At 51.3% G+C, this 18,156-nt stretch carries 18 protein-coding genes and 1 riboswitch; of the genes, 8 read left to right on the top strand and 10 right to left on the bottom strand.

Features of this window, described 5'->3' with window-relative positions; genetic code table 11:
* The first annotated feature begins 61 nt into the window (after positions 1–61).
* On the top strand, positions 62–1,663 hold the full coding sequence (guaA, locus tag EOV40_RS10770; RefSeq protein ID WP_050818538.1) for a glutamine-hydrolyzing GMP synthase: 1,602 nt from the start codon (positions 62–64) through the stop codon (positions 1,661–1,663).
* A gap of 72 nt (positions 1,664–1,735) precedes the next feature.
* Here guaA and EOV40_RS10765 read toward each other — a convergent pair whose 3' ends face one another.
* The 4 genes from EOV40_RS10765 to mtnA all read right to left on the bottom strand — a co-directional run bounded on the left by EOV40_RS10765 (position 1,736) and on the right by mtnA (position 5,722).
* The gene (locus EOV40_RS10765; RefSeq protein WP_003623602.1) at positions 1,736–2,776 is read right to left on the bottom strand and encodes a cysteine synthase A; all 1,041 of its coding nucleotides are present in this window, start codon (positions 2,774–2,776) and stop codon (positions 1,736–1,738) included.
* A gap of 112 nt (positions 2,777–2,888) precedes the next feature.
* The gene (locus EOV40_RS10760; RefSeq protein WP_128105962.1) at positions 2,889–3,812 is read right to left on the bottom strand and encodes a DUF2272 domain-containing protein; all 924 of its coding nucleotides are present in this window, start codon (positions 3,810–3,812) and stop codon (positions 2,889–2,891) included.
* 142 nt (positions 3,813–3,954) lie between these two features.
* Positions 3,955–4,473, bottom strand: coding sequence for a Cys-tRNA(Pro) deacylase (gene ybaK, locus EOV40_RS10755; protein WP_050818536.1), 519 nt, complete (start codon positions 4,471–4,473; stop codon positions 3,955–3,957).
* Positions 4,474–4,591: 118 nt separating this feature from the next.
* Positions 4,592–5,722 (bottom strand): S-methyl-5-thioribose-1-phosphate isomerase, encoded by a 1,131-nt coding sequence (gene mtnA / locus EOV40_RS10750; protein ID WP_128105961.1) that lies wholly within the window; start codon positions 5,720–5,722, stop codon positions 4,592–4,594.
* Positions 5,723–6,006: 284 nt separating this feature from the next.
* On the opposite strand from mtnA, the gene EOV40_RS10745 reads away from it, so the two are divergent.
* The gene (locus EOV40_RS10745; protein WP_128105960.1) at positions 6,007–6,726 is read left to right on the top strand and encodes a histone; all 720 of its coding nucleotides are present in this window, start codon (positions 6,007–6,009) and stop codon (positions 6,724–6,726) included.
* Positions 6,727–6,988: 262 nt separating this feature from the next.
* On the opposite strand, the gene EOV40_RS10740 is transcribed toward EOV40_RS10745, so the two are convergent.
* Both EOV40_RS10740 and EOV40_RS10735 read right to left on the bottom strand, forming a co-directional pair.
* Positions 6,989–7,531: a hypothetical protein gene (locus tag EOV40_RS10740; RefSeq protein WP_244296910.1), complete on the bottom strand. Its 543-nt coding sequence runs from the start codon at positions 7,529–7,531 to the stop codon at positions 6,989–6,991.
* Entirely contained in the window at positions 7,531–8,103 is a 573-nt protein-coding gene (locus tag EOV40_RS10735; protein ID WP_128105959.1) for a transcriptional repressor, read from the bottom strand. Before EOV40_RS10735 ends, EOV40_RS10740 begins: the two co-directional genes overlap by 1 nt.
* A 124-nt stretch (positions 8,104–8,227) precedes the next feature.
* On the opposite strand from EOV40_RS10735, the gene EOV40_RS10730 reads away from it, so the two are divergent.
* The 3 genes from EOV40_RS10730 to EOV40_RS10720 are packed head-to-tail and all read left to right on the top strand — an operon-like array spanning position 8,228 to position 10,736.
* On the top strand, positions 8,228–9,136 hold the full coding sequence (locus tag EOV40_RS10730; protein ID WP_128105958.1) for a metal ABC transporter solute-binding protein, Zn/Mn family: 909 nt from the start codon (positions 8,228–8,230) through the stop codon (positions 9,134–9,136).
* The gene (locus EOV40_RS10725) at positions 9,136–9,942 is read left to right on the top strand and encodes a metal ABC transporter ATP-binding protein (RefSeq protein ID WP_128105957.1); all 807 of its coding nucleotides are present in this window, start codon (positions 9,136–9,138) and stop codon (positions 9,940–9,942) included. Before EOV40_RS10730 ends, EOV40_RS10725 begins: the two co-directional genes overlap by 1 nt.
* Positions 9,942–10,736, top strand: a complete 795-nt coding sequence (locus EOV40_RS10720) for a metal ABC transporter permease (protein ID WP_014457408.1) — start codon at positions 9,942–9,944, stop codon at positions 10,734–10,736. The genes EOV40_RS10725 and EOV40_RS10720 overlap by 1 nt, the downstream gene beginning before the upstream one ends.
* A 201-nt stretch (positions 10,737–10,937) precedes the next feature.
* On the opposite strand, the gene EOV40_RS10715 is transcribed toward EOV40_RS10720, so the two are convergent.
* Entirely contained in the window at positions 10,938–11,441 is a 504-nt protein-coding gene (locus EOV40_RS10715) for a flavin reductase (RefSeq protein WP_050818530.1), read from the bottom strand.
* A gap of 65 nt (positions 11,442–11,506) precedes the next feature.
* Between EOV40_RS10715 and EOV40_RS10710 the strand changes: the two genes are divergently transcribed.
* Positions 11,507–12,526: an enoyl-CoA hydratase/isomerase family protein gene (locus tag EOV40_RS10710; protein ID WP_128105956.1), complete on the top strand. Its 1,020-nt coding sequence runs from the start codon at positions 11,507–11,509 to the stop codon at positions 12,524–12,526.
* Between the two features lie 57 nt (positions 12,527–12,583).
* Here EOV40_RS10710 and EOV40_RS10705 read toward each other — a convergent pair whose 3' ends face one another.
* From EOV40_RS10705 to EOV40_RS10695, 3 genes are all read right to left on the bottom strand, one after another.
* Entirely contained in the window at positions 12,584–13,207 is a 624-nt protein-coding gene (locus tag EOV40_RS10705) for an acetate uptake transporter (protein ID WP_128105955.1), read from the bottom strand.
* A 151-nt stretch (positions 13,208–13,358) separates the two neighbouring features.
* Positions 13,359–15,596 (bottom strand): FUSC family protein, encoded by a 2,238-nt coding sequence (locus tag EOV40_RS10700; protein ID WP_128105954.1) that lies wholly within the window; start codon positions 15,594–15,596, stop codon positions 13,359–13,361.
* Positions 15,586–16,104 (bottom strand): MarR family winged helix-turn-helix transcriptional regulator, encoded by a 519-nt coding sequence (locus EOV40_RS10695; RefSeq protein ID WP_128105953.1) that lies wholly within the window; start codon positions 16,102–16,104, stop codon positions 15,586–15,588. Before EOV40_RS10695 ends, EOV40_RS10700 begins: the two co-directional genes overlap by 11 nt.
* Positions 16,105–16,258: 154 nt before the next feature.
* Positions 16,259–16,495, top strand: a riboswitch (cobalamin riboswitch).
* A 179-nt stretch (positions 16,496–16,674) separates the two neighbouring features.
* On the opposite strand from EOV40_RS10695, the gene EOV40_RS10690 reads away from it, so the two are divergent.
* Both EOV40_RS10690 and cobW read left to right on the top strand, forming a co-directional pair.
* On the top strand, positions 16,675–17,103 hold the full coding sequence (locus tag EOV40_RS10690; RefSeq protein WP_128105952.1) for a DUF1636 family protein: 429 nt from the start codon (positions 16,675–16,677) through the stop codon (positions 17,101–17,103).
* A complete protein-coding gene (cobW, locus tag EOV40_RS10685; protein WP_050818524.1) occupies positions 17,100–18,152 on the top strand; it encodes a cobalamin biosynthesis protein CobW in 1,053 nt (350 codons plus the stop codon). The genes EOV40_RS10690 and cobW overlap by 4 nt, the downstream gene beginning before the upstream one ends.
* Positions 18,153–18,156 lie beyond the last annotated feature (4 nt).

The following is an 18,156-nucleotide window of genomic DNA, read 5'->3' as shown; positions in this document are numbered from 1 at the left end:
GTGGCCGCACATCCTTAGGAAAAGCCAGTTCTGGCACTGAAATCAGAAAGACCTGCAGTTCATGTCTGTTGATGCCACCCCGCCTGTTTCGCCTTCCAAGCTGGATGAATCCTTGCACCATGACCGTATTCTGATTCTGGATTTCGGAAGTCAGGTTACGCAGCTTATTGCCCGCCGTGTGCGCGAAAGTGGTGTGTATTGTGAAATCTGGCCGTTTACGGCAGATGCTGAACGGATTCGTCAGTTTTCACCCCGTGGTATTATTCTTTCTGGTGGCCCTGCCAGCGTAAACAACCCAGATGCCCCGCGTGTGCCGGATGTGGTGTTTGAAATGGCCGTGCCTGTGCTGGGCATCTGCTATGGTCAGCAGGCCATGTGCAAACAGCTGGGTGGGCAGGTTGAAAGCGGAGACCACCGTGAATTCGGCCGCGCCTTTGTTGATATTGTAGAAGATTGCGCGCTGTTCCGTGGTGCATGGGCACGTGGTGGCCGTGAACAGGTGTGGATGAGCCATGGTGACCGCGTGGTGGAACTTCCCCCCGGGTTCCGTACTGTTGCAGTGAGTGAAGGCGCACCGTTTGCTGTTATCGCAGACGAAGGCCGCCGCCTTTATGGTGTGCAGTTCCACCCGGAAGTGGTGCATACGCCGCATGGTGCAGCACTGCTTAAAAACTTTACCCATAATGTTGCAGGCTGCTCCGGCACATGGACGATGGCTGGTTTCCGTGAAATGGAAATTGCCCGGATTCGTGAGCAGGTGGGTGATGGCAAGGTTATCTGCGGTCTTTCCGGTGGTGTGGATTCTTCCGTGGCTGCGGTGCTGATCCATGAAGCTATTGGCGATCAGCTAACTTGTATTTTTGTTGATCACGGCATGCTGCGCGCTGGCGAAGCTGATGATGTGATCAAGACATTCCGCGGCCAGTTTAACATCCAGCTTGTGCATCGCGATGCTTCAGACATTTTCCTGAAGGAATTGGAAGGCGTTACAGACCCGGAAATCAAGCGGAAAACCATTGGCCGCTTGTTTGTGGAAGTGTTTGAAGAAGAAGCCACAAAGCTGGGCGGGGCGCAGTTCCTTGCGCAGGGCACGCTTTATCCAGATGTGATTGAGAGTGTCAGCTTTACCGGTGGTCCTTCCGTTACCATCAAGTCTCACCACAATGTGGGTGGCTTGCCAGAGCGGATGAACATGAAGCTGGTTGAGCCGCTGCGCGAACTCTTCAAGGATGAAGTGCGCGATCTGGGACGCGAACTGGGGATTCCCGAAATTATTGTCGGGCGTCATCCGTTCCCGGGGCCGGGGCTGGCTATTCGTATTCCGGGCAATATCACGCGGGAAAAACTGGATCTGCTTCGTAAGGTGGATTCCGTGTTTCTGGAAGAAATCCGGGCTGCCGGACTGTATGATGCAATTTGGCAGGCCTTTGCAGTGCTGCTGCCAGTACGCACCGTTGGTGTGATGGGCGATGGCCGCACGTATGATCAGGCCTGCGCCCTGCGTGCCGTCACCAGTACAGATGGCATGACAGCCGATGTTTATCCGTTTGACATGGGCTTCCTCACCCGTGTTGCTGGGCGCATTGTGAACGAAGTGCGCGGGATCAACCGCGTAACGTATGACATTACGTCTAAGCCCCCGGGCACGATTGAGTGGGAATGAGTTTCCCGTCATAAAAAAGGCCGGGTGGCTGTAAAGCCCCCGGCCTTTTTTATTGGTTTGTGACCAAAGACCTTATTTGTTCAGCCAAGGTGCGATTGGCAGATTTTTTGCCCGCAGGAACTCGGGGTTGAACAGTTTGGATTCATAACGTGCGCCGCCATCGCAAAGAATGGTGACAATCCGATGCCCCGGGCCGAGTTTGCGTGCAGTACGGATTGCAGAGGCCACGTTAATGCCAGAAGACCCGCCAACGGAAAGGCCTTCTTCACCTAGCAGGCTATAAATAATTTCCAGCGCTTCTGGGTCAGGAATCCGCTCGGCATCATCAATAGGTGCGCCTTCCAGATTGCCTGTTACGCGGGATTGGCCAATACCTTCTGTAATGGAAGATCCAGAAACAGACAGATCATTGCTTTTCACCCAGCCATACAGCCCAGAGCCTTCTGGGTCTGCCAGCACAATACGGGGGGCTGTTACGCCATCGCGCTTGGCAGCATCATGCAGCCCCAAGGCCACGCCAGCTAACGTGCCGCCTGTGCCGCAGGCGCAGGTAAAGGCATCTACCTTACCGCCCATCTGCTGCCAGATTTCTGGTGCCGTGGTGGCGCGGTGGCCTTCACGGTTGGCAACGTTATCGAACTGATTAGCCCATACCCATCCGTTTTCTTCGGAGAGGCGGCGTGAAACGTGCACGTAATTGCCCGGATCACGGTAGGGTTTGGCTGGCACAAGGCGGAGATCTGCCCCGATCATGCGCAGAAAGCCGATTTTTTCCTGGCTCTGGGTTTCGGGCATGACAATAACGCATTTATATCCACGCGCATTGGCAACCAGTGTGAGCCCAATACCGGTGTTCCCGGCGGTGCCTTCAACAATTGTGCCACCGGGTTTAAGCACGCCACGGCGTTCTGCATCTTCAATAATGGCCAGCGCCGCACGATCCTTGACAGAACCGCCCGGATTCATGAATTCGGCCTTGCCGTAAATATCACACCCTGTGGCTTCAGACGCTTTGCGCAGGCGTACCAGAGGGGTTCCGCCCACCGCGCCCGGCATGTCGGCAGAAAGCGTGGTCCAGCCGGGGTGAGGGGTGGAAACGGCGTTTTCAGTCATTTGGTTACACCTTATGCTGTCACGTTATAATGCGTTGGTCAGACTATCATGCTCCATCTGAAAATTCTGCCCCAAGGGCAAACAGATGAAAGATAGCGGCTTATGCCGCTTTTTACTGACCAGCTGTTGGTTCCTGTTCTGCGTCGTAAAGCACTTCGAGAATAGCTACCCACGGATAGCGTGAGTCGTAGCTCTGGCCATCGGGGGAGGCGAGGCGCCCTTGGGTATCTGTTGGTACATGGGTCAGGGCAACGGCATCATCAATATTGCCACCGATAATGCTGATTTGTCGGCCAAAAGGCTGTCCATTCTGGCCAACAGCAACAACAAAGCCGCAATGCGCAGGAAACCCATAAGAGGTGGGCAGGCTGGAGAATCGGATTGTGTCTTTGCTGCGGCCACGTGCTACACAGATGAGGTCACCCGGTTTGGGGGTGTAATTTGCCGGATCCTGCGCCCGCAGAATGGGAGACTGCCCAGAAGCTGCAGCGTTGATATAAGTGGAATGGTTGGGAGAATAGGGAAAGCGGCTGTTAGCCCCTGCTACGCGCATAACGTAGGAAATAAAGGCAGCGGACCACGCATAAGATCCATCATGCACAAAGTCGGTCAACCGTCCGTTGGCATCGTGTTTGCCGGTCCATGATGTTTCTGTCATGTCCGGGTCCATACCAATCCACCAGTATTCCCCTACGCGTTCCCACAGACCGGGGGCGCGTTCTGGCTTTACAGAGGCCACTTGCGGTTCTGGGCGCTGTTCCGGGTCATCATCATTTACCGGGCTGCCAAACAGGCGCCATTCACGCATGGCAATGCCCACAACATCCTGCCGGTTAAAAGGTTCAAAATTGCGGGTGGCAAAATCTGGCACATGGCCACCATAGCCGTAGCCACCACTGGCTGTGTTCCACGTATTCGTGCTGGAAGCACTAGGGGTGGGGCGTGCACCTGGCTGTGGTTGCTGTGTGGCGCATGCTGCTAGACACAAAGGGGCCAGCAGGGCAACGGTAAGCTTGCGTGACAATCTCGTCTCCATACCAGAACAACTCTCCGGTAGATCCGGAGCGCGAGACAACCATTGGTCGGAAGTCTGAATGCTATAGCAATAAGCGTCTGTTGTTCTGGGTGGAAGAGGGTTTGTGTTTTTGTGCCGCGCCTGTTTCTTTTCTGTATCTGTGTTATCCGGCGTCAGGAACAGTAACATCAGCCGTGCGGGCATTCACGCAGCGGATAGCATCTGCTGGTTTAAGCGCTACCACCAAGCCTCTGCCGCCGCCGTTAATGTAAAGCGTATCCAGTTTGAGAACGCTTTCGTCTAACACCACCGGTACTTGCGTGCGTGCGCCAAAGGGGCTGATACCCCCTACCTTAAAACCGGTCAGGGCTTCGGCTTTTTCAGCTCCCAGCATACGTGCATTGCGACCACCAAACAGGGCAGCCACCTTTTTTAGGTCCATTTTTTTATGAACAGGAATAGCTACACAAACAATCTGCTTTTTATCGATTTCAACCATCAGGGTTTTGAAAACCTTGTTTTGGTCGATACCAATGCCAGCAGCAGCATGCAGGCCAATTTTTCCAGGGTCAGACACATAGTCATAATCCTGAAGGGTAAAGGCAATGCCGTGAGCAGTCAGAAACTGCGTTGTGGGTGTTTCAATGGTTTCTGACATGGTAACCCTTTCTGGAAAATCCATGAAGTATTGTGCCTTTTGCAAGGCCTGCACATGGTTTCGCTTATTCAATAGTTACTCTTAGCGTCAAGTCATGAAGGCTGCATACCGCCATGCAGCATGGCGGTATGCAGGATGACTTTTACTTATGGTCAGGGAAAAGGGTGATGAGACCGTTTTCTGTGGCTGGGCAGCAGCCTTTTTCTGTAATGAGCCCGGTTACAAGTCTGGAAGGTGTGACATCAAAAGCAGGGTTGGCTGCTGGGCTATGATCTGGGGTGATCTGTACAGAGCCTATTTTTCCGTCTGACATACGCCCCTGTACGTGAGTCACTTCAGATGCTGCACGTTCTTCAATAGGAATATCACGGATGCCATCGGCAATACGCCAATCTATGGTTGTAGAAGGTAATGCAACCCAGAATGGTATTTTGTTGTCCTGTGCAGCCAGAGCTTTCAGATAAGTGCCTATTTTGTTTGCAACGTCCCCATTGCGGGTTACACGGTCTGTTCCAACAATAACAATATCAACCTGACCATGCTGCATTATATGGCCACCGGCATTGTCTGTAATAACAGTATGCGGAACGCCGTGGCTTCCAAGTTCCCATGCGGTAAGGGCGGCTCCCTGATTACGAGGGCGTGTTTCATCTACCCATACATGCACGTTCAGGCCCAGATCATGCGCCATGTAAATGGGGGCCAAGGCGGTGCCCCAATCTACTGTGGCAATCCATCCGGCATTGCAGTGGGTGAGAATGTTCAGGCGCTGCCCTTTTTCTTTTTTGCCGGCAATATCCTGCAAAAGTTTAAGACCATGCCTGCCAATAGCTTCATTTTGGGCCGCGTCTTCATCACAGATATGCTGGGCTTCAGTATAAGCAGCGGATACTCGGTTTTCTGGCGGAATGGGCCGGAGAGCATTTAGCATTCTTTCAAGAGCCCAGCGCAGATTTATGGCAGTAGGGCGCGTTGCCGCAAGCATAGCTGCATTTTGTTCAAGGCTGGTATCACTGCTGTCTGTGCGTAATGCCAGTGCCAGACCATAAGCGGCAACAGCACCAATAAGTGGAGCGCCACGTACCTGCATACTGGTAATGGCGTGGGCTACATCCTGAACGGTGGTAAGCCGCAGGATATCTAGTGAAAAGGGAAGGCGTGTTTGATCGAAAATATGAATAGACCATAGGTCTTTTTCATCAACCCATACACTGCGGAAAGAGGTGCCGTTGATTTTCATGAAGTATGTTCCGTGAGAAGGAGAGGTCTGCATTTAAGATATAAGGATGATTGCCTGTTTTGAGCAATATGCCACAAGCACATGAATTTTTGAGAACGTATTTAGAACATTTTTAAGGTAAATAGATCAGAAGAATGAAATATATCTTTAAATGTGAAAGTATTTTTTTGCATTTTCTATAGCATTTGTTATGTAGAATGAAAATCTAAGGCTATACCAGTTCTTATAGGTATGTGCTTCAGTTAAAGAAGTTTTGAAGTTTAAAAATGTTGTTTGTATATCTCCTTATTTTTAAAGGGAGATGAAAAGGAGTTGGAATGAGTGAGACAAGAGCCCGCCGAAAACCTGCTGCGGGTAAGACGGTTTCCAAGCGCAAGGTTGCTACTGCAGCACCTAAAAAGCGCGCGCCTCGTGCAAAAGTTGTCGAAGTAGAAGAGCTTTTTGATTTCGAAGCAGAGCCAGAAGCTCCTAAGCCGCGTCGTGCTTATGTGCGTAAGGCTGCTCCCCGCAAAGTAGCAGAAGAAAAACCGGTCGCACCCAAAACAACAGCACGTAAGAAAGCTGTAGCTGCCAAAGCTGAAAGTAAGGTTGCTCCCAAGACAACGCGGCGCACTAAAGCCAAAGCGGAAGATGTGGTTGAAAAGCCAGTGCGTGCCACCAAAACAACGCGGGCTGCCAAAGCCCCGGTTGCCACTGCAGCGCGTAAAACTGCAAAGCCAGCCAAGGTGGAAGCCGCAAAGTCTGTACGCGCCACGCGCACTGCCAAGGCCCCTGCTGCCAGTAAGGCTGCAAAACCAGCAACTTCAACACGTAGCGCTGCAGCTGCTACAACCCGTAAGCGGGCTGTGCGTGAAGTAGAACCCGCAGCTAAAAAGAAACTTTCAGCTGTAGAAAAGCTGCGTATTGTCCAGGAAGAACGTCGTCGTAAGCGCTACGAACGTTTGGCGGCAGCTGCAGAGGCTGAAAAAGTAGCAGTAAAGGCACCTGCTGCGCGTAAGACAAAAGCAAAAACCAGCCGTCGCACGCGTGCGTCCTAAATGTCATAACCTTTTATCTGGTTTAGACATTTAGCTGTAAAATAATGCTGTTTTAAAAAGGGTTCATTTCTGTGGAAACGGAATGAACCCTTTTTAAATGTAATATGTTACTGAGAGGAAATTTTACATTTTACGGGTAATTTCCTTTTCAGGGGAAAAACGTTCTGAATCTATATTTAAGTATATATAGTTTTCTGGCTACTTTCCCATTCTTGTCTGTTAGATTTCTCTAAGACTACCGTGCTAAAATAGAGGGCTCTTTTTAAGTTATCGCGCACTTAAAGTTACCGCTCAGTAGGTAGCAGTTGCTTGCAAATTCTGCCGTATGATCGGGATCTGGTTCAAGCGCATCTTCTACCATTATACGGCGTAAGCGTAGGATAACGGCATCTGCAGAATTATTGTCCGGCACGTAATCTGATAGCTTTGCCAGCCACGCACTTATGCCATTCTGTTCTGTCAGCATGAGTGGATGACGCTTATTAAGAGGGAGCCCTTCTTGTAATAACAGAGATGCCATAGAGGCATTTGCGATATGATACAGAAAACCATCAGCTTCCTTGGCATGAGTGGCTGCCAAGGAAGGTATGCGTGTCAGGCGGATTTCACTTGGTAAAAAGCGTGTGCGCAGCGGTGGAAGAAGAGGAAGAGAGAATAAGTCTGTTTGTATTTCTTTTGTGTTGATTGGTCGTTTCTGTTGAGTGCGCTGTTGTCTAGGACTGCGTGGTAGTTGCTTTTCTTGCGATGCAGGCAGCAATAATTCTGGCAGCATGTCCTGTAAGGAAGAAGGGCGATGGTTACCCATTATGCACCTTGGTGCGGAATCTCTTTTGCGGGATGTATTACCGACTGTTGAGATGCACAGTTTGCGCATAGTCCTTCTACTTCTACCGAGGTGCTCTGAATAACAAAATTCTTGTTTTTGCAAATGTGTTTCAGGGTTTCCAAAACAGTTGTATCCGCAATTTCCGTGACAGTTTTGCAGTTACGGCAAATGAGAAACTGCGCAGTATGCAGGCAAGCTTCTGAGTGCTCGTGCGTATGGGAACAATGGCGCAGATTGGTGCAGGGAATAAAAGCGGAAAGGCGTTCAATGCGGTGGATCAGGCCGTGTTCAAGCAGAAAATCCAGAGCGCGATATACGGTGGGGGGTGCAGGACGCCGTTCTGCTGTTTTTAGTTCTTCCAGTAAGTCATATGCGCCTACCGGGTGTGCATGCATAAGGATAAGCCCAAGCACGTCGCGTCTTTGCGCTGTCATACGGGCGCCTTGCTGGGCGCATAAGGCAGTCGCTTTATTAAGCTGATGCTCAATATGCGCGGGAAAGGTATGAGGTGTTGCTGTGGAAGAAGACGTAGGGTGGGGCATGTTCATCATCCGTTCTCTGTATTTCTTAGCGTAACTGATCTGAGAGGTGAAGGCCAAATTTGCGCGTGTGGGGTGGTGACGCGCAGCTGATAAAATGTAATAATATTACATTGCATTTAGGCATGGCAGGATAATGGGTATGGAATTGAGGAAAACAAAAGGCACTTCACGCCGGATGTTGTTTGGTATGGTGGCTGTGCTTGGTTTTGCAACCATGGGCACAGGTTGTGCGGCTGCACGCCCTTTGTCTGTTGTGGCGGCAGAAAACACATGGGGGGATCTGGCTGCGCAAATTGCTGAGCCAGACATGCACGTTACATCCATACTTGTATCACCAGCTGTCGATCCGCATTTATACGCTCCTACACCGGATGATGCGCGTCGTGTTGCAGATGCCACATTGGTTGTGGCCAATGGCGCGGGATACGATGCATGGATGGATCATTTAGTGCAGGCTTCGGCTTTGCCACAGGCGCGGTATGTGCGTGCAGATACATGGCCCGGTTGGCACGAGGGCGGAAATGCCCATTTATGGTATGATCTCAACGCTGTGGCAGATTTTGCGCAAAGATTTGAAAAAGCGTGCGAACAGGCAGATCCAGCACATGCAACAGCATATGCTGCGCGCGGGCATAAGTTGCAGGCTGATATTGCCCGAGTGCAGGCGCAGGCCGCTGCATTGCGCCCACACGTGCAAGGTATGGCTGTGGCAGCAACAGAACCGCTGTTTACCCCGTTGGCTAATTATCTCGGTTTGGACATGAAGGAAAATGCTTTCCAGATTGCCATCATGAATGATGTTGAACCACCACCTGTTGCGGTTGCCACGTTTGAACAGGATCTTAAGCAAAAAAAGTTGCGGCTCCTTGCCTATAATGTGCAGGTAGAAGAGCCAGCCAGCAAACAGCTGATTGCTCTGGCACATAACGCAGGTATACCCATTCTGCCGTTGGCGGAAATTATGCCGCAGGATACGCATTGGCAGATATGGATCGGCTCAACTCTTACGCAAGTAGCGCACCTGCTGGGTGTAACGCAGTAATGCCATCTTCTGCTGTGCAAGTGGCTGGCGTAACTCTGTTGCGCCAGAAAAAAGCAGTTCTGGACAATATCAGTTTTACAGTTCCTGCAGGCAGTTTTGTGGCTGTTCTGGGTGGAAACGGGGCTGGAAAAACAACCCTGTTTAGAACTCTTTTGGGGCTAGAAAAGCCTTCGGCTGGCCAGATATGGATAGAAGGCCAGTTAGTGCAAAAAGGCCGTATGCCCATAGGGTATATGCCACAGGTGCGCGCCATGGTGGCCGCACAACTTAGCGGCTGGAGCACAGTTGCCGCAGCGCAGCAGGGATGGAAATGGGGCCTGCCATTTTACGGCAAACAGGCCAGAGCAGATATTGATGCAGCTTTGGCCGCAGTAGATGCGCAGGCGCTGGCGCAGCGGCCAGTTGGCTCTCTTTCTGGGGGAGAAAGGCAGCGGCTGATGCTGGCGCAGGCATTGTTGGATACCCCGCATATTTTGCTGCTTGATGAGCCTTTAGCCAGCCTAGACCCCACCCGTATGCGTGAAACAGCAGAGCGCATTCATACATTGGCGCGCGATAGAAATATGACGGTGCTGATGTCTACCCATGATATCAATCCGCTTATGGGGTTGATGGACCATGTTCTTTACATGGCACATGGCAAGGCGGTGCTGGGGCGTGTGGAAGATGTGATGACAAGCCAAACGCTTAGCGCGCTTTACGGGGCGCCGGTTGAGGTGATTAAGGCGGGAAATAGATTATTTGTTGTGGCAGAAGGCGGTGGGGCATCACTCCAGTCCTGTATGTGCGTGGGGCATGGTGCTTGATGCTTGAGTATGAATTTATGCGCACTGCCTTTCTGGCAGCGTTTTTGGCAGCTTTGGTGTGTGGGCCTGTAGGCTGGTTTCTTGTTTTGCGTGGGCAAAGCTTCGCAAGCCATGCGCTTTCACATGTGGGATTTGCAGGGGCTGCTGCAGCTCTTCTGTTGGGGCAGCCCGCTTTGCTTGGGCTTGGGCTTGGCGCTGTTGGGGGCGGTGTTGCCATAGGGCTGGCGGGAGACAGGCTTGTAGGCCGGGATGTAACAATCGGGCTGGTGCTTTCTGTTGCCATGGGTTTTGGGGCATTGTGCCTGCATTTTCTAACCCACTCTGCCAGCTCGGCTACCGCACTGCTTTTTGGCGATATTCTGGGTATTGGGCCTTCTATGCTGGGTTGGCTGGGTGCTCTTTCGGTAACCTGTTTGATGGCTTTGGCGTTTGTTGCAAGGCCGCTTCTTTTTGCGTCACTCCAGCCAGAACAAGCTGAGGCACGGGGCGTTAATATGCGCCTGCTTGATATTCTTTTTCTTATGATTGTTGCTGTAGCTACAGCGCAATGCGCCCAGATTACGGGTGTCTTGCTGGTGTTTACGCTTATGATCGCGCCTGCTGCAGCAAGTTTGCGGATGGGCTTTTCGCCGTTGTTGGGAATGGGCGTTGCAACGTTACTTGCGTTGCTGGAGGCTTGGCTGGGTTTGGTGTTAGCTTGGTACACCAATTGCCCTACAGCATTCTGGATTGCTGCACTGGGTGGCAGTGTGTTTATAGCCGCGAGCCTGTTTTGCCGTGTGCGGGGCAGCTAAAAAATTGCGGCTCAGTCTTTTACTGAGGTAAGGACCAATCTAACCAAGACCATAAAGCTACGGCTATTAAAAGCGCAACATGTATGATGATGAGGCCTTTAACCGTCAGAAAAGGGACGTAGTCATTATCCCCTTTTACCGGGTAATCGTCATGAAAATTCTGCGACATCATTCAACACCTTGGTTGTATGCCTAAAGCCCTTAGGGCTTTAGGGCCGGAACATGAGGTAAAGCGTGGTACATTCTGTTAAAATACACAAGCCCATGAGCCGTTGCATGGGTGCGTAACGCCTGCACAATACCAAACATCACGCTGTGTGTGCCAACCTCTACAATCTGGCTGATCTTGCAGTCAAACGAGGCTACGGCCTCTTCCAACACTGGTGCACCAGTTGCTAAGGTTGTCCAGTGCCCAGTGGCAAACCGTTCCTGCATGGAATTGGGGCTGGCAAAATGGTTGGAAAGATGCTGCTGGGTGGATGCCAGCACGTTTACACATAATGCGCTACCTTCATGAAAAGCCTGTCGGGCACGGCTTCCACGGTTCAGGCAGACCAGCAGCGTAGGTGGGGTATCTGTTACGGAACACACGGCTGATGCGGTAAAACCAACGGGGTTTTCCAGCGTTCCTGTTGTAACAATGTTCACAGCTGCGCCAAGTCGGGCCATGGCATCGCGGTAGGCGCTGGTCTCCGGAGCCAACATCTGCTCTCCTTAAATCAATCAAAAACGGTCTGTGCGTGTTTGTGCATGAAATAAAGAGGAAAGCAATGAGAGAGCAAACTCTTTCCGACGTATCTGGCGTAAGAATGCAGCAGGAAGGGCATTTGGGGCGTATTATTCTAGACCGCCCCAAACGTTTGAATGCTGTGGATATCAGCATGGCCAGCGGCATAAGAGATGCTTTGCAGGCATGGCGGAATGATCCGTCCATCCACACTATTCTGCTGGAAAGCAGCAGTGCGCGCGCTTTTTGCGCTGGAGGAGATTTACGCGCCATTCATGATTGCTTGAAGGCACACGGAGCATTGGCTGCATATGAGCTGATGAAGCGTGTCTATAACGTCATGCTGTTGCTGGCAGATTATCAAAAACCCATCGTTTCCTTTCTGGATGGCGTGGCCATGGGAGGGGGTATCGGCTTGGGTGGACATGTGCGGTATCGGGTGGTTACGGAAAGATCCGTGCTGGCTATGCCTGAAACGGCTATAGGTCTGGCCCCAGATGCTGGCGGTAGCTGGTTACTGGCGCGTGCACCTGGTTTTTCTGGGTTGCGGCGAGCTGTAACCGGTGGCCGCATGAATGGCGCAGAGGCCGTAGCCATGGGGTTTGCAGATGTTCTCGTGTCATCGGACTCGCTTACAGATTTAAGAGAATCTCTGAGTATTGAGAGTGCGGAGCATGTATTTGCACGCCTGCATTCTCGGCCAGAAAGTTTGGACGTGCAAAATCTAGATGCGTGTTACGATGCACCAGATATTTTGCAGGTTATTGAAAAACTGAAAGCGGAAGGGTCAGAAGAGGCGCAGGAAGATCTGGAATCTCTATCTCGTGCCTGTCCGTTTTCTGTGCAGGTGGCATGGTGTGGGTGGCACCGGGCACGTGCAGCTTCCTCGTTACATGCCGCTTTCGCACTTGAGGAAAATATGGTGCGCCATATGGTGGCCCGGCCTGATTTTGTAGAGGGTATTCGGGCACGCTTGATTGATAAAGATAACAAGCCTGTGTGGGTACCTTCAACTTTGGCGGACGTGCATGAGCGCGAAGCGCAGAATTGCTTTGATAACTAACTCAAACATATTGCCCCGGAGCATTTTGTGCTGCGGGGCAACATATTTTGGGGATATTTACGCAGATGCGGTTCGGAAAGATATGGAAGCCGGGGCCGGTTTGCCAATCGGCAGTACTGCATATCCGAATGCTTCTTCCAGTATTTCGGAAGCAGCCAGATAGATGGCGGAAAAACCGCAGAACAATCCTTCATATCCAGCAAACTGTGTAACAACTGGCATAGCCAGCATATCACCCGTGGCCAGTAAGGCGAATAGAACAGTCAGGCTCAGGAAAATAACCTGATGTGCCCGTGTGGCGCGTAGTGAGGCTATAAACATGATAAAAGTGAACAATCCCCACGCCAGCAGGTAACTACCTACAAGATTAGGGCTGCTGGCATCCACAATGCCAGTATGCGGCAAGCTAATAAGTGCCACGAATGAAAGCCAGAATGCACCGTAAGCCGTAAAAGCTGTCATGCCAAAAGTATTGCCGTTACCATACTCCAGCATCCCTGCCAGAATTTGGGCCACACCTCCAAATGTAAGCCCCATGGCCAAAATAGCAGACCCCATAGGCACCAGATCTGCATTATGTAAATTGAGAAGAACGGTTGTGAGCCCAAACCCCATTAAACCTAATGGAGCTGGGTTGGCTCTTCGGTATGTCACCGGAGGCGATGTTTCGGAGTATGCCATGCCAGATACTTCTTTTTATGAGTGATGACTTAAGCATTAAGCAACTGGCAGGGCAGAAGTTCTTTATAAATAGAAACAGGCTGATAAAATTAAATTCATCATTATGGCTTTTCTTTTAGGAAACTTTTTATTTCATTCCATAACAACACCACTAAGCCAGCGTAGAAACGGATGCATCTGCGCCAGCTTCATCTACAGAGCGATGGATGGGGCCGTATTTATCATAAAATCCTGGTATGGCGCGGATAATACCGGCAGCCTGCATAAGGCAGGATATGGTTCTATCCCGCATAAGAGAGGCACCTTCATGCTCTGTGGTTGTGGCATGAATAATGGCGGCAGCCTGTTCCAAAGCATCTGCAGTAGCTAATGGTGTATGACGTAACATGGCAAAGGCTTTTAAGGCATTTTCAAGAGCAGAGCGCGCCTGTGTGTTGAGTTTTACGTGTTCTGCATTCCAACGCAGGCGTAAAATGAGCCTTCCTAGGGAAAGTGTTGCAAAGGCTGCATCTGTATATCCCTGCCTGTCTATACCGGAAGGAATAAAGGAAAGACGCATCATCAACCGCGTAATTTTCTGAAGTTGAAGACCCTCCCATGCAATCCATTGCACCGGCTTGCGGCTATGGGAAAGAGCCAGTTGTTGCAGGCTACGCGTAAGGGAAGAAACTAACCGTGCAGCATCCAGCCGATGATCTGGCGGTAAAATAACCCGAAAAACCAGCACCAGAAGCACGCAGGCTGCCACCATGGTCATCCAGTTATTGGTAAGTGCCAGGTCATTATAAACAATAGGGTTGTTGATAGAGAGCAGCATGGTGAAAAACACCGCATATCCAAATGCACCAATGCTGTAGCGTGGGTGAAATTGTAGCCATACACCGGGCAGCAGAAACAGGCAGAGCGTCAGCCATAAAAGCGGGTAGCCATCTATGCGGGGTAAAAACAGGGAATGGCATAAAAATCCCATAGGCACGGCCAACATCGTCCCAGTTGCCATCATGGGGCTTGCTTTGCCGGCAGAGGGCGCCGTTGAAAGCAGGCTGGAGGCTGCCACCACATACAGGATCAGCATAGGGCCTGCGCTCCAGTGGAAAACATACCATAACATGCCAGCCAGAAGCGCAATAAACATGCCGCGCACACCATTACGCAAGGCAACTGGCCATTCCAGATATTGGCGCGTGTAAGAGGATTCACGATCGCGGCGCAAGCTCGTCAAATCGTACAGGGCCAGATCTATCTGTACCAGAATATCACGCGTATTATCTAGTGTTGCCAGCAAGCCGGGTGCCGGATTATTGCGTGAAAGTTGTTCCAGATTTTTCAGGCAATCATGCAGGCAGGTAGAAACTGGTGCGGGGTTTTCCAGCCAACCGGGTTGCTCTGTAAAATGCAGAATGTGCTCTAATGTTTCGGCAACATGCTGATGCACGGGGCATGATTGTGCATCCACCAAAGAGAGGTTTAACCAATAGGGATGATAGCTGACAATCAGCCCGGTTAAACGGTTGAGAGCCAGACGCAGGTTAGAAATACGGGCCTGCATATCTGGGTCATCTGCAGCAGCAAATTCTATGGCTGGTGTTAAACCGGCCATACCTGCCAGAAGGCGGCTGCGGCTATCATAAAGGGGTTGTGGCAGGCTGCGGAATGCTGTGCCTGTGGTTGCGGTATCTGTGGTTTCAGATGGGTTGTTTTCTTCTGCCGCATGTTCTTCCGGTGTGGCGGAAAGACCTTCCTGTGCATGAAAGTTTTTTGCATGGAGAATGGTATCCCGAAAAGCGTTTCCCAGCTTTTCCATCACCGCGCTGGGTTTGCGCGGGCTTGTCACCATAAATACGCAGGCTGTTACCACCACGCCTGTTACCACGGCAGATAAGCGCCCCATTGCAGAAAGAAAGATATTGTCTGGGTCTGCAAAAGCGGGTGCAGCAATAATAACAATTGTATAACCGGTTAGCACGGCAGCATAGGCACGAAAGAAGCGCAGAAACGTGGCCACCATGCAGGCTATACCTACAAAAACAGAAAGCGCTGCAAAATACAGAACGGGAGACTGTACAAATACGGCCATAATGCCAACGCTAATAACAGCCCCAATAACTGTGCCGATAACACGCCATACGCTTTTTGAAACCATGGCCCCTACAGTTGGGTTTGCCACAATAAGAACAGTTGTGGCTGCACTGAGGGGGGAATGAAGCTGGAACATAAATGCCAGAAAAACGGCAATGCCAATGCACAAAAACACGCGGGCAGAATAACCTGCGGTAGCTTTAAAAGCATTCCATTGGGCTTCATCAGAAAAAAAGGCCGGTAAGCAGCGGGATAATAGAGTGTTAAGGGAAAAGAGCGTATGACTGCTGTGCTCAGATCTAGCGTTCATGATGCGTTTCCAGCATGCAGGACAGATCATGAATTAAGCTACGTACCTGATCTTCTGTAAGGTTCTGGCGAACGTTCTGCTCAAGTTGCGCTGCAATGGTATGGAACAGCGTGCATCTTTCCTGCCCAGCAGAAGTAAGCACAAGTTTTTTGGCACGCCGGTCCCGCGTATCCTGCAGGCGAGTAATCAGCTTTTGTTTTTCTAGCAAATCAAGAATACGCACCAGTGCCGAGCAATCCACATTCATGGCGGCTGCAAGATCACTTTGCGTGGCGCCATCGGGCATCATCATCAAATAAGCCATCGGGCGCATGCTGGCCAATGTCATGCCATGCGGGCGTAAGGCCCGGTCCAGTTGCGTGCGCCAGACGGTGGCTAACCGCATAATGCGGAAGGTAAGCGCCATGTCTGAAAAACGCGTTTCATCCAGTGTGGGCAGAACGCGTGGGGAGGTCATGGAATCCTCATTAGTTAGCGAAAGAATATTTGACATATAAAGTATATTCATACGAATATAACATAGCTGTTTTGCGCGTCAATAATGGAAATAAGGCTGCAAAGCACAGGAACATTAGCGTGAAGCCTCAATCCTGTTTCAGATCAGCAGACTTTTAAAGTTGCAGGGCTAAAACTGCGGGTTGAAAGCAAAGGCCGCTTATGCGCATTGTGCGCGGGCTAATGGTGTCCTTTACGGGATGAAAAGGGAAGAACGGTGCAAGGCCGTCGCTGCCCCCGCAACTGTAAGTTACCCATGGTGTTCCGTATGGGCTTTCTGGCCCAATGTGCCACTGGCCTACGTACAGGCTGGGAAGGTAGGGAACGCTGTTTTATGTTCTGGCCTGTAAGGGAGAGCATATGTGGGTACAAGCCAGGAAACCTGCCATTGGTGCCTTATGCGTAAGCATATAGGCGGGCCTTAATTATTAAGTTCTGGCGTTGCTGCTGGCGGGGTGCCCGGCAGGCATAGATGCACCATAGGGTGCATTTCTTCTGTCATCTCTGGGCAGGGGCGCCGGGTATCTGCACCCCTTTTCAAGCAGCCGTTCTTTTAGAATGGTAGTTATTTCAGGGATACAGCATGGCCGAAGCGTCCGATTCTTCTCAAAAATCACCTCAGAATCGCCCTGTTTTGCATGTGTGTGTCACATGTCGGCGTGGTGGGCCTGCTATGGATCAGCCGCCGGGTGCCCAGTTGTATGCACGTTTGCAGACCTTGGTGCAGGAAGCAGAAGCTGCTGGGCAGGAAGCTCCGGTTCTGTTGCGTCAGGTGCAGTGTCTGGCTGCCTGTGATCGCGGATGCACTGCAGCCATTGCCATGCCAGAGCGTTGGACATGGTTATTAGGGCATCTGGGCGCTGAAAAAGCAGAAGATCTTCTGACGTATGCCCAACTCTATGCAAAATCCGCGCGGGGCACGGTCATGCCTTCGCGCCGTCCGGCATCTCTTTCCAATATGGTGCTGGGGCGTGTTCCCGCACAACTTTATGATGAACAGGAGCCTTCATGACACTCGCATCTCGCGTGCCTGTAACCATTATCACTGGTTTTTTAGGGGCAGGCAAAACAACCCTTTTGCGCAATCTTCTTCAGCGTGCAGCAGGGCACCGCATTGCCGTGGTGGTGAACGAATTTGGTTCTCTTGGCATTGATGGAGAAATTCTGCGCGGGTGCGGCGTGGAAGGCTGCAAGGAAGATGATATTGTCGAACTGACCAATGGCTGCCTGTGCTGCACGGTAGCAGATGATTTTCTGCCAACAATGGAAGCCCTGCTAGATCGGGCCGATCCGCCAGAACATGTGGTGATTGAAACATCAGGTCTGGCGCTGCCTAAACCATTGCTCAAGGCCTTTGGGTGGCCAACAGTGCGCAACCGCATGACTGTTGATGGGGTGATAACCGTAGTGGATGCACCAGCAGTAGCTGCTGGCCGTTTTGCAGATGACCCGGAAGCTATTGCCCAGCAGCGTGCAGCAGACCCATCCCTAGATCATGACAACCCTTTGGCAGAGGTTTTTGAAGATCAGATCAACGCTGCAGATCTTGTGGTGTTGAACAAGACAGACCTGCTTGATGCAGATGCACTCGCACGTGTTGAAGATGAAATCCGCCACACAGCACCGCGCCCTGTGCAGATTGTACGTGCCACGGAAGGCAAGGTAGATCCGGCCATATTGCTTGGTATCGGAGCTGCGGCAGAAGCTGATCTGGCCGCTCGTCCTTCCCATCATGATGCAGAAGATGGCGAACACGAACATGATGACTTCGAAAGTTTTGTGGTGCGTGTGCCTGAGCAACAGAGTGTGGAGCAGTTTTTAACGCTCTTGCAGGATACAGCACGCCGTTATGATGTGCTGCGCATGAAAGGTTTTGCCGCAGTGGCAGGTAAGGCCATGCGTTTGGCAGTGCAGGGTGTGGGAACGCGTTTTCGGCACGAATTTGATCGTCCTCTTGCTGCCAATGATGGACGAGAAGGCCGCATTGTCGTGATCGGGCAAAAGGGGCTGGAGGCTCCGGCCATAGCCAAGGCGCTTGGCGGTACATTGGTAACGGCCTGATTAA

This window comes from Acetobacter oryzoeni (assembly GCF_004014775.2).
GTDB lineage: Bacteria > Pseudomonadota > Alphaproteobacteria > Acetobacterales > Acetobacteraceae > Acetobacter > Acetobacter oryzoeni.
The sequence above is the reverse complement of the archived record's forward strand: the minus strand, read 5'-3'. Positions and strand labels throughout refer to the sequence as shown.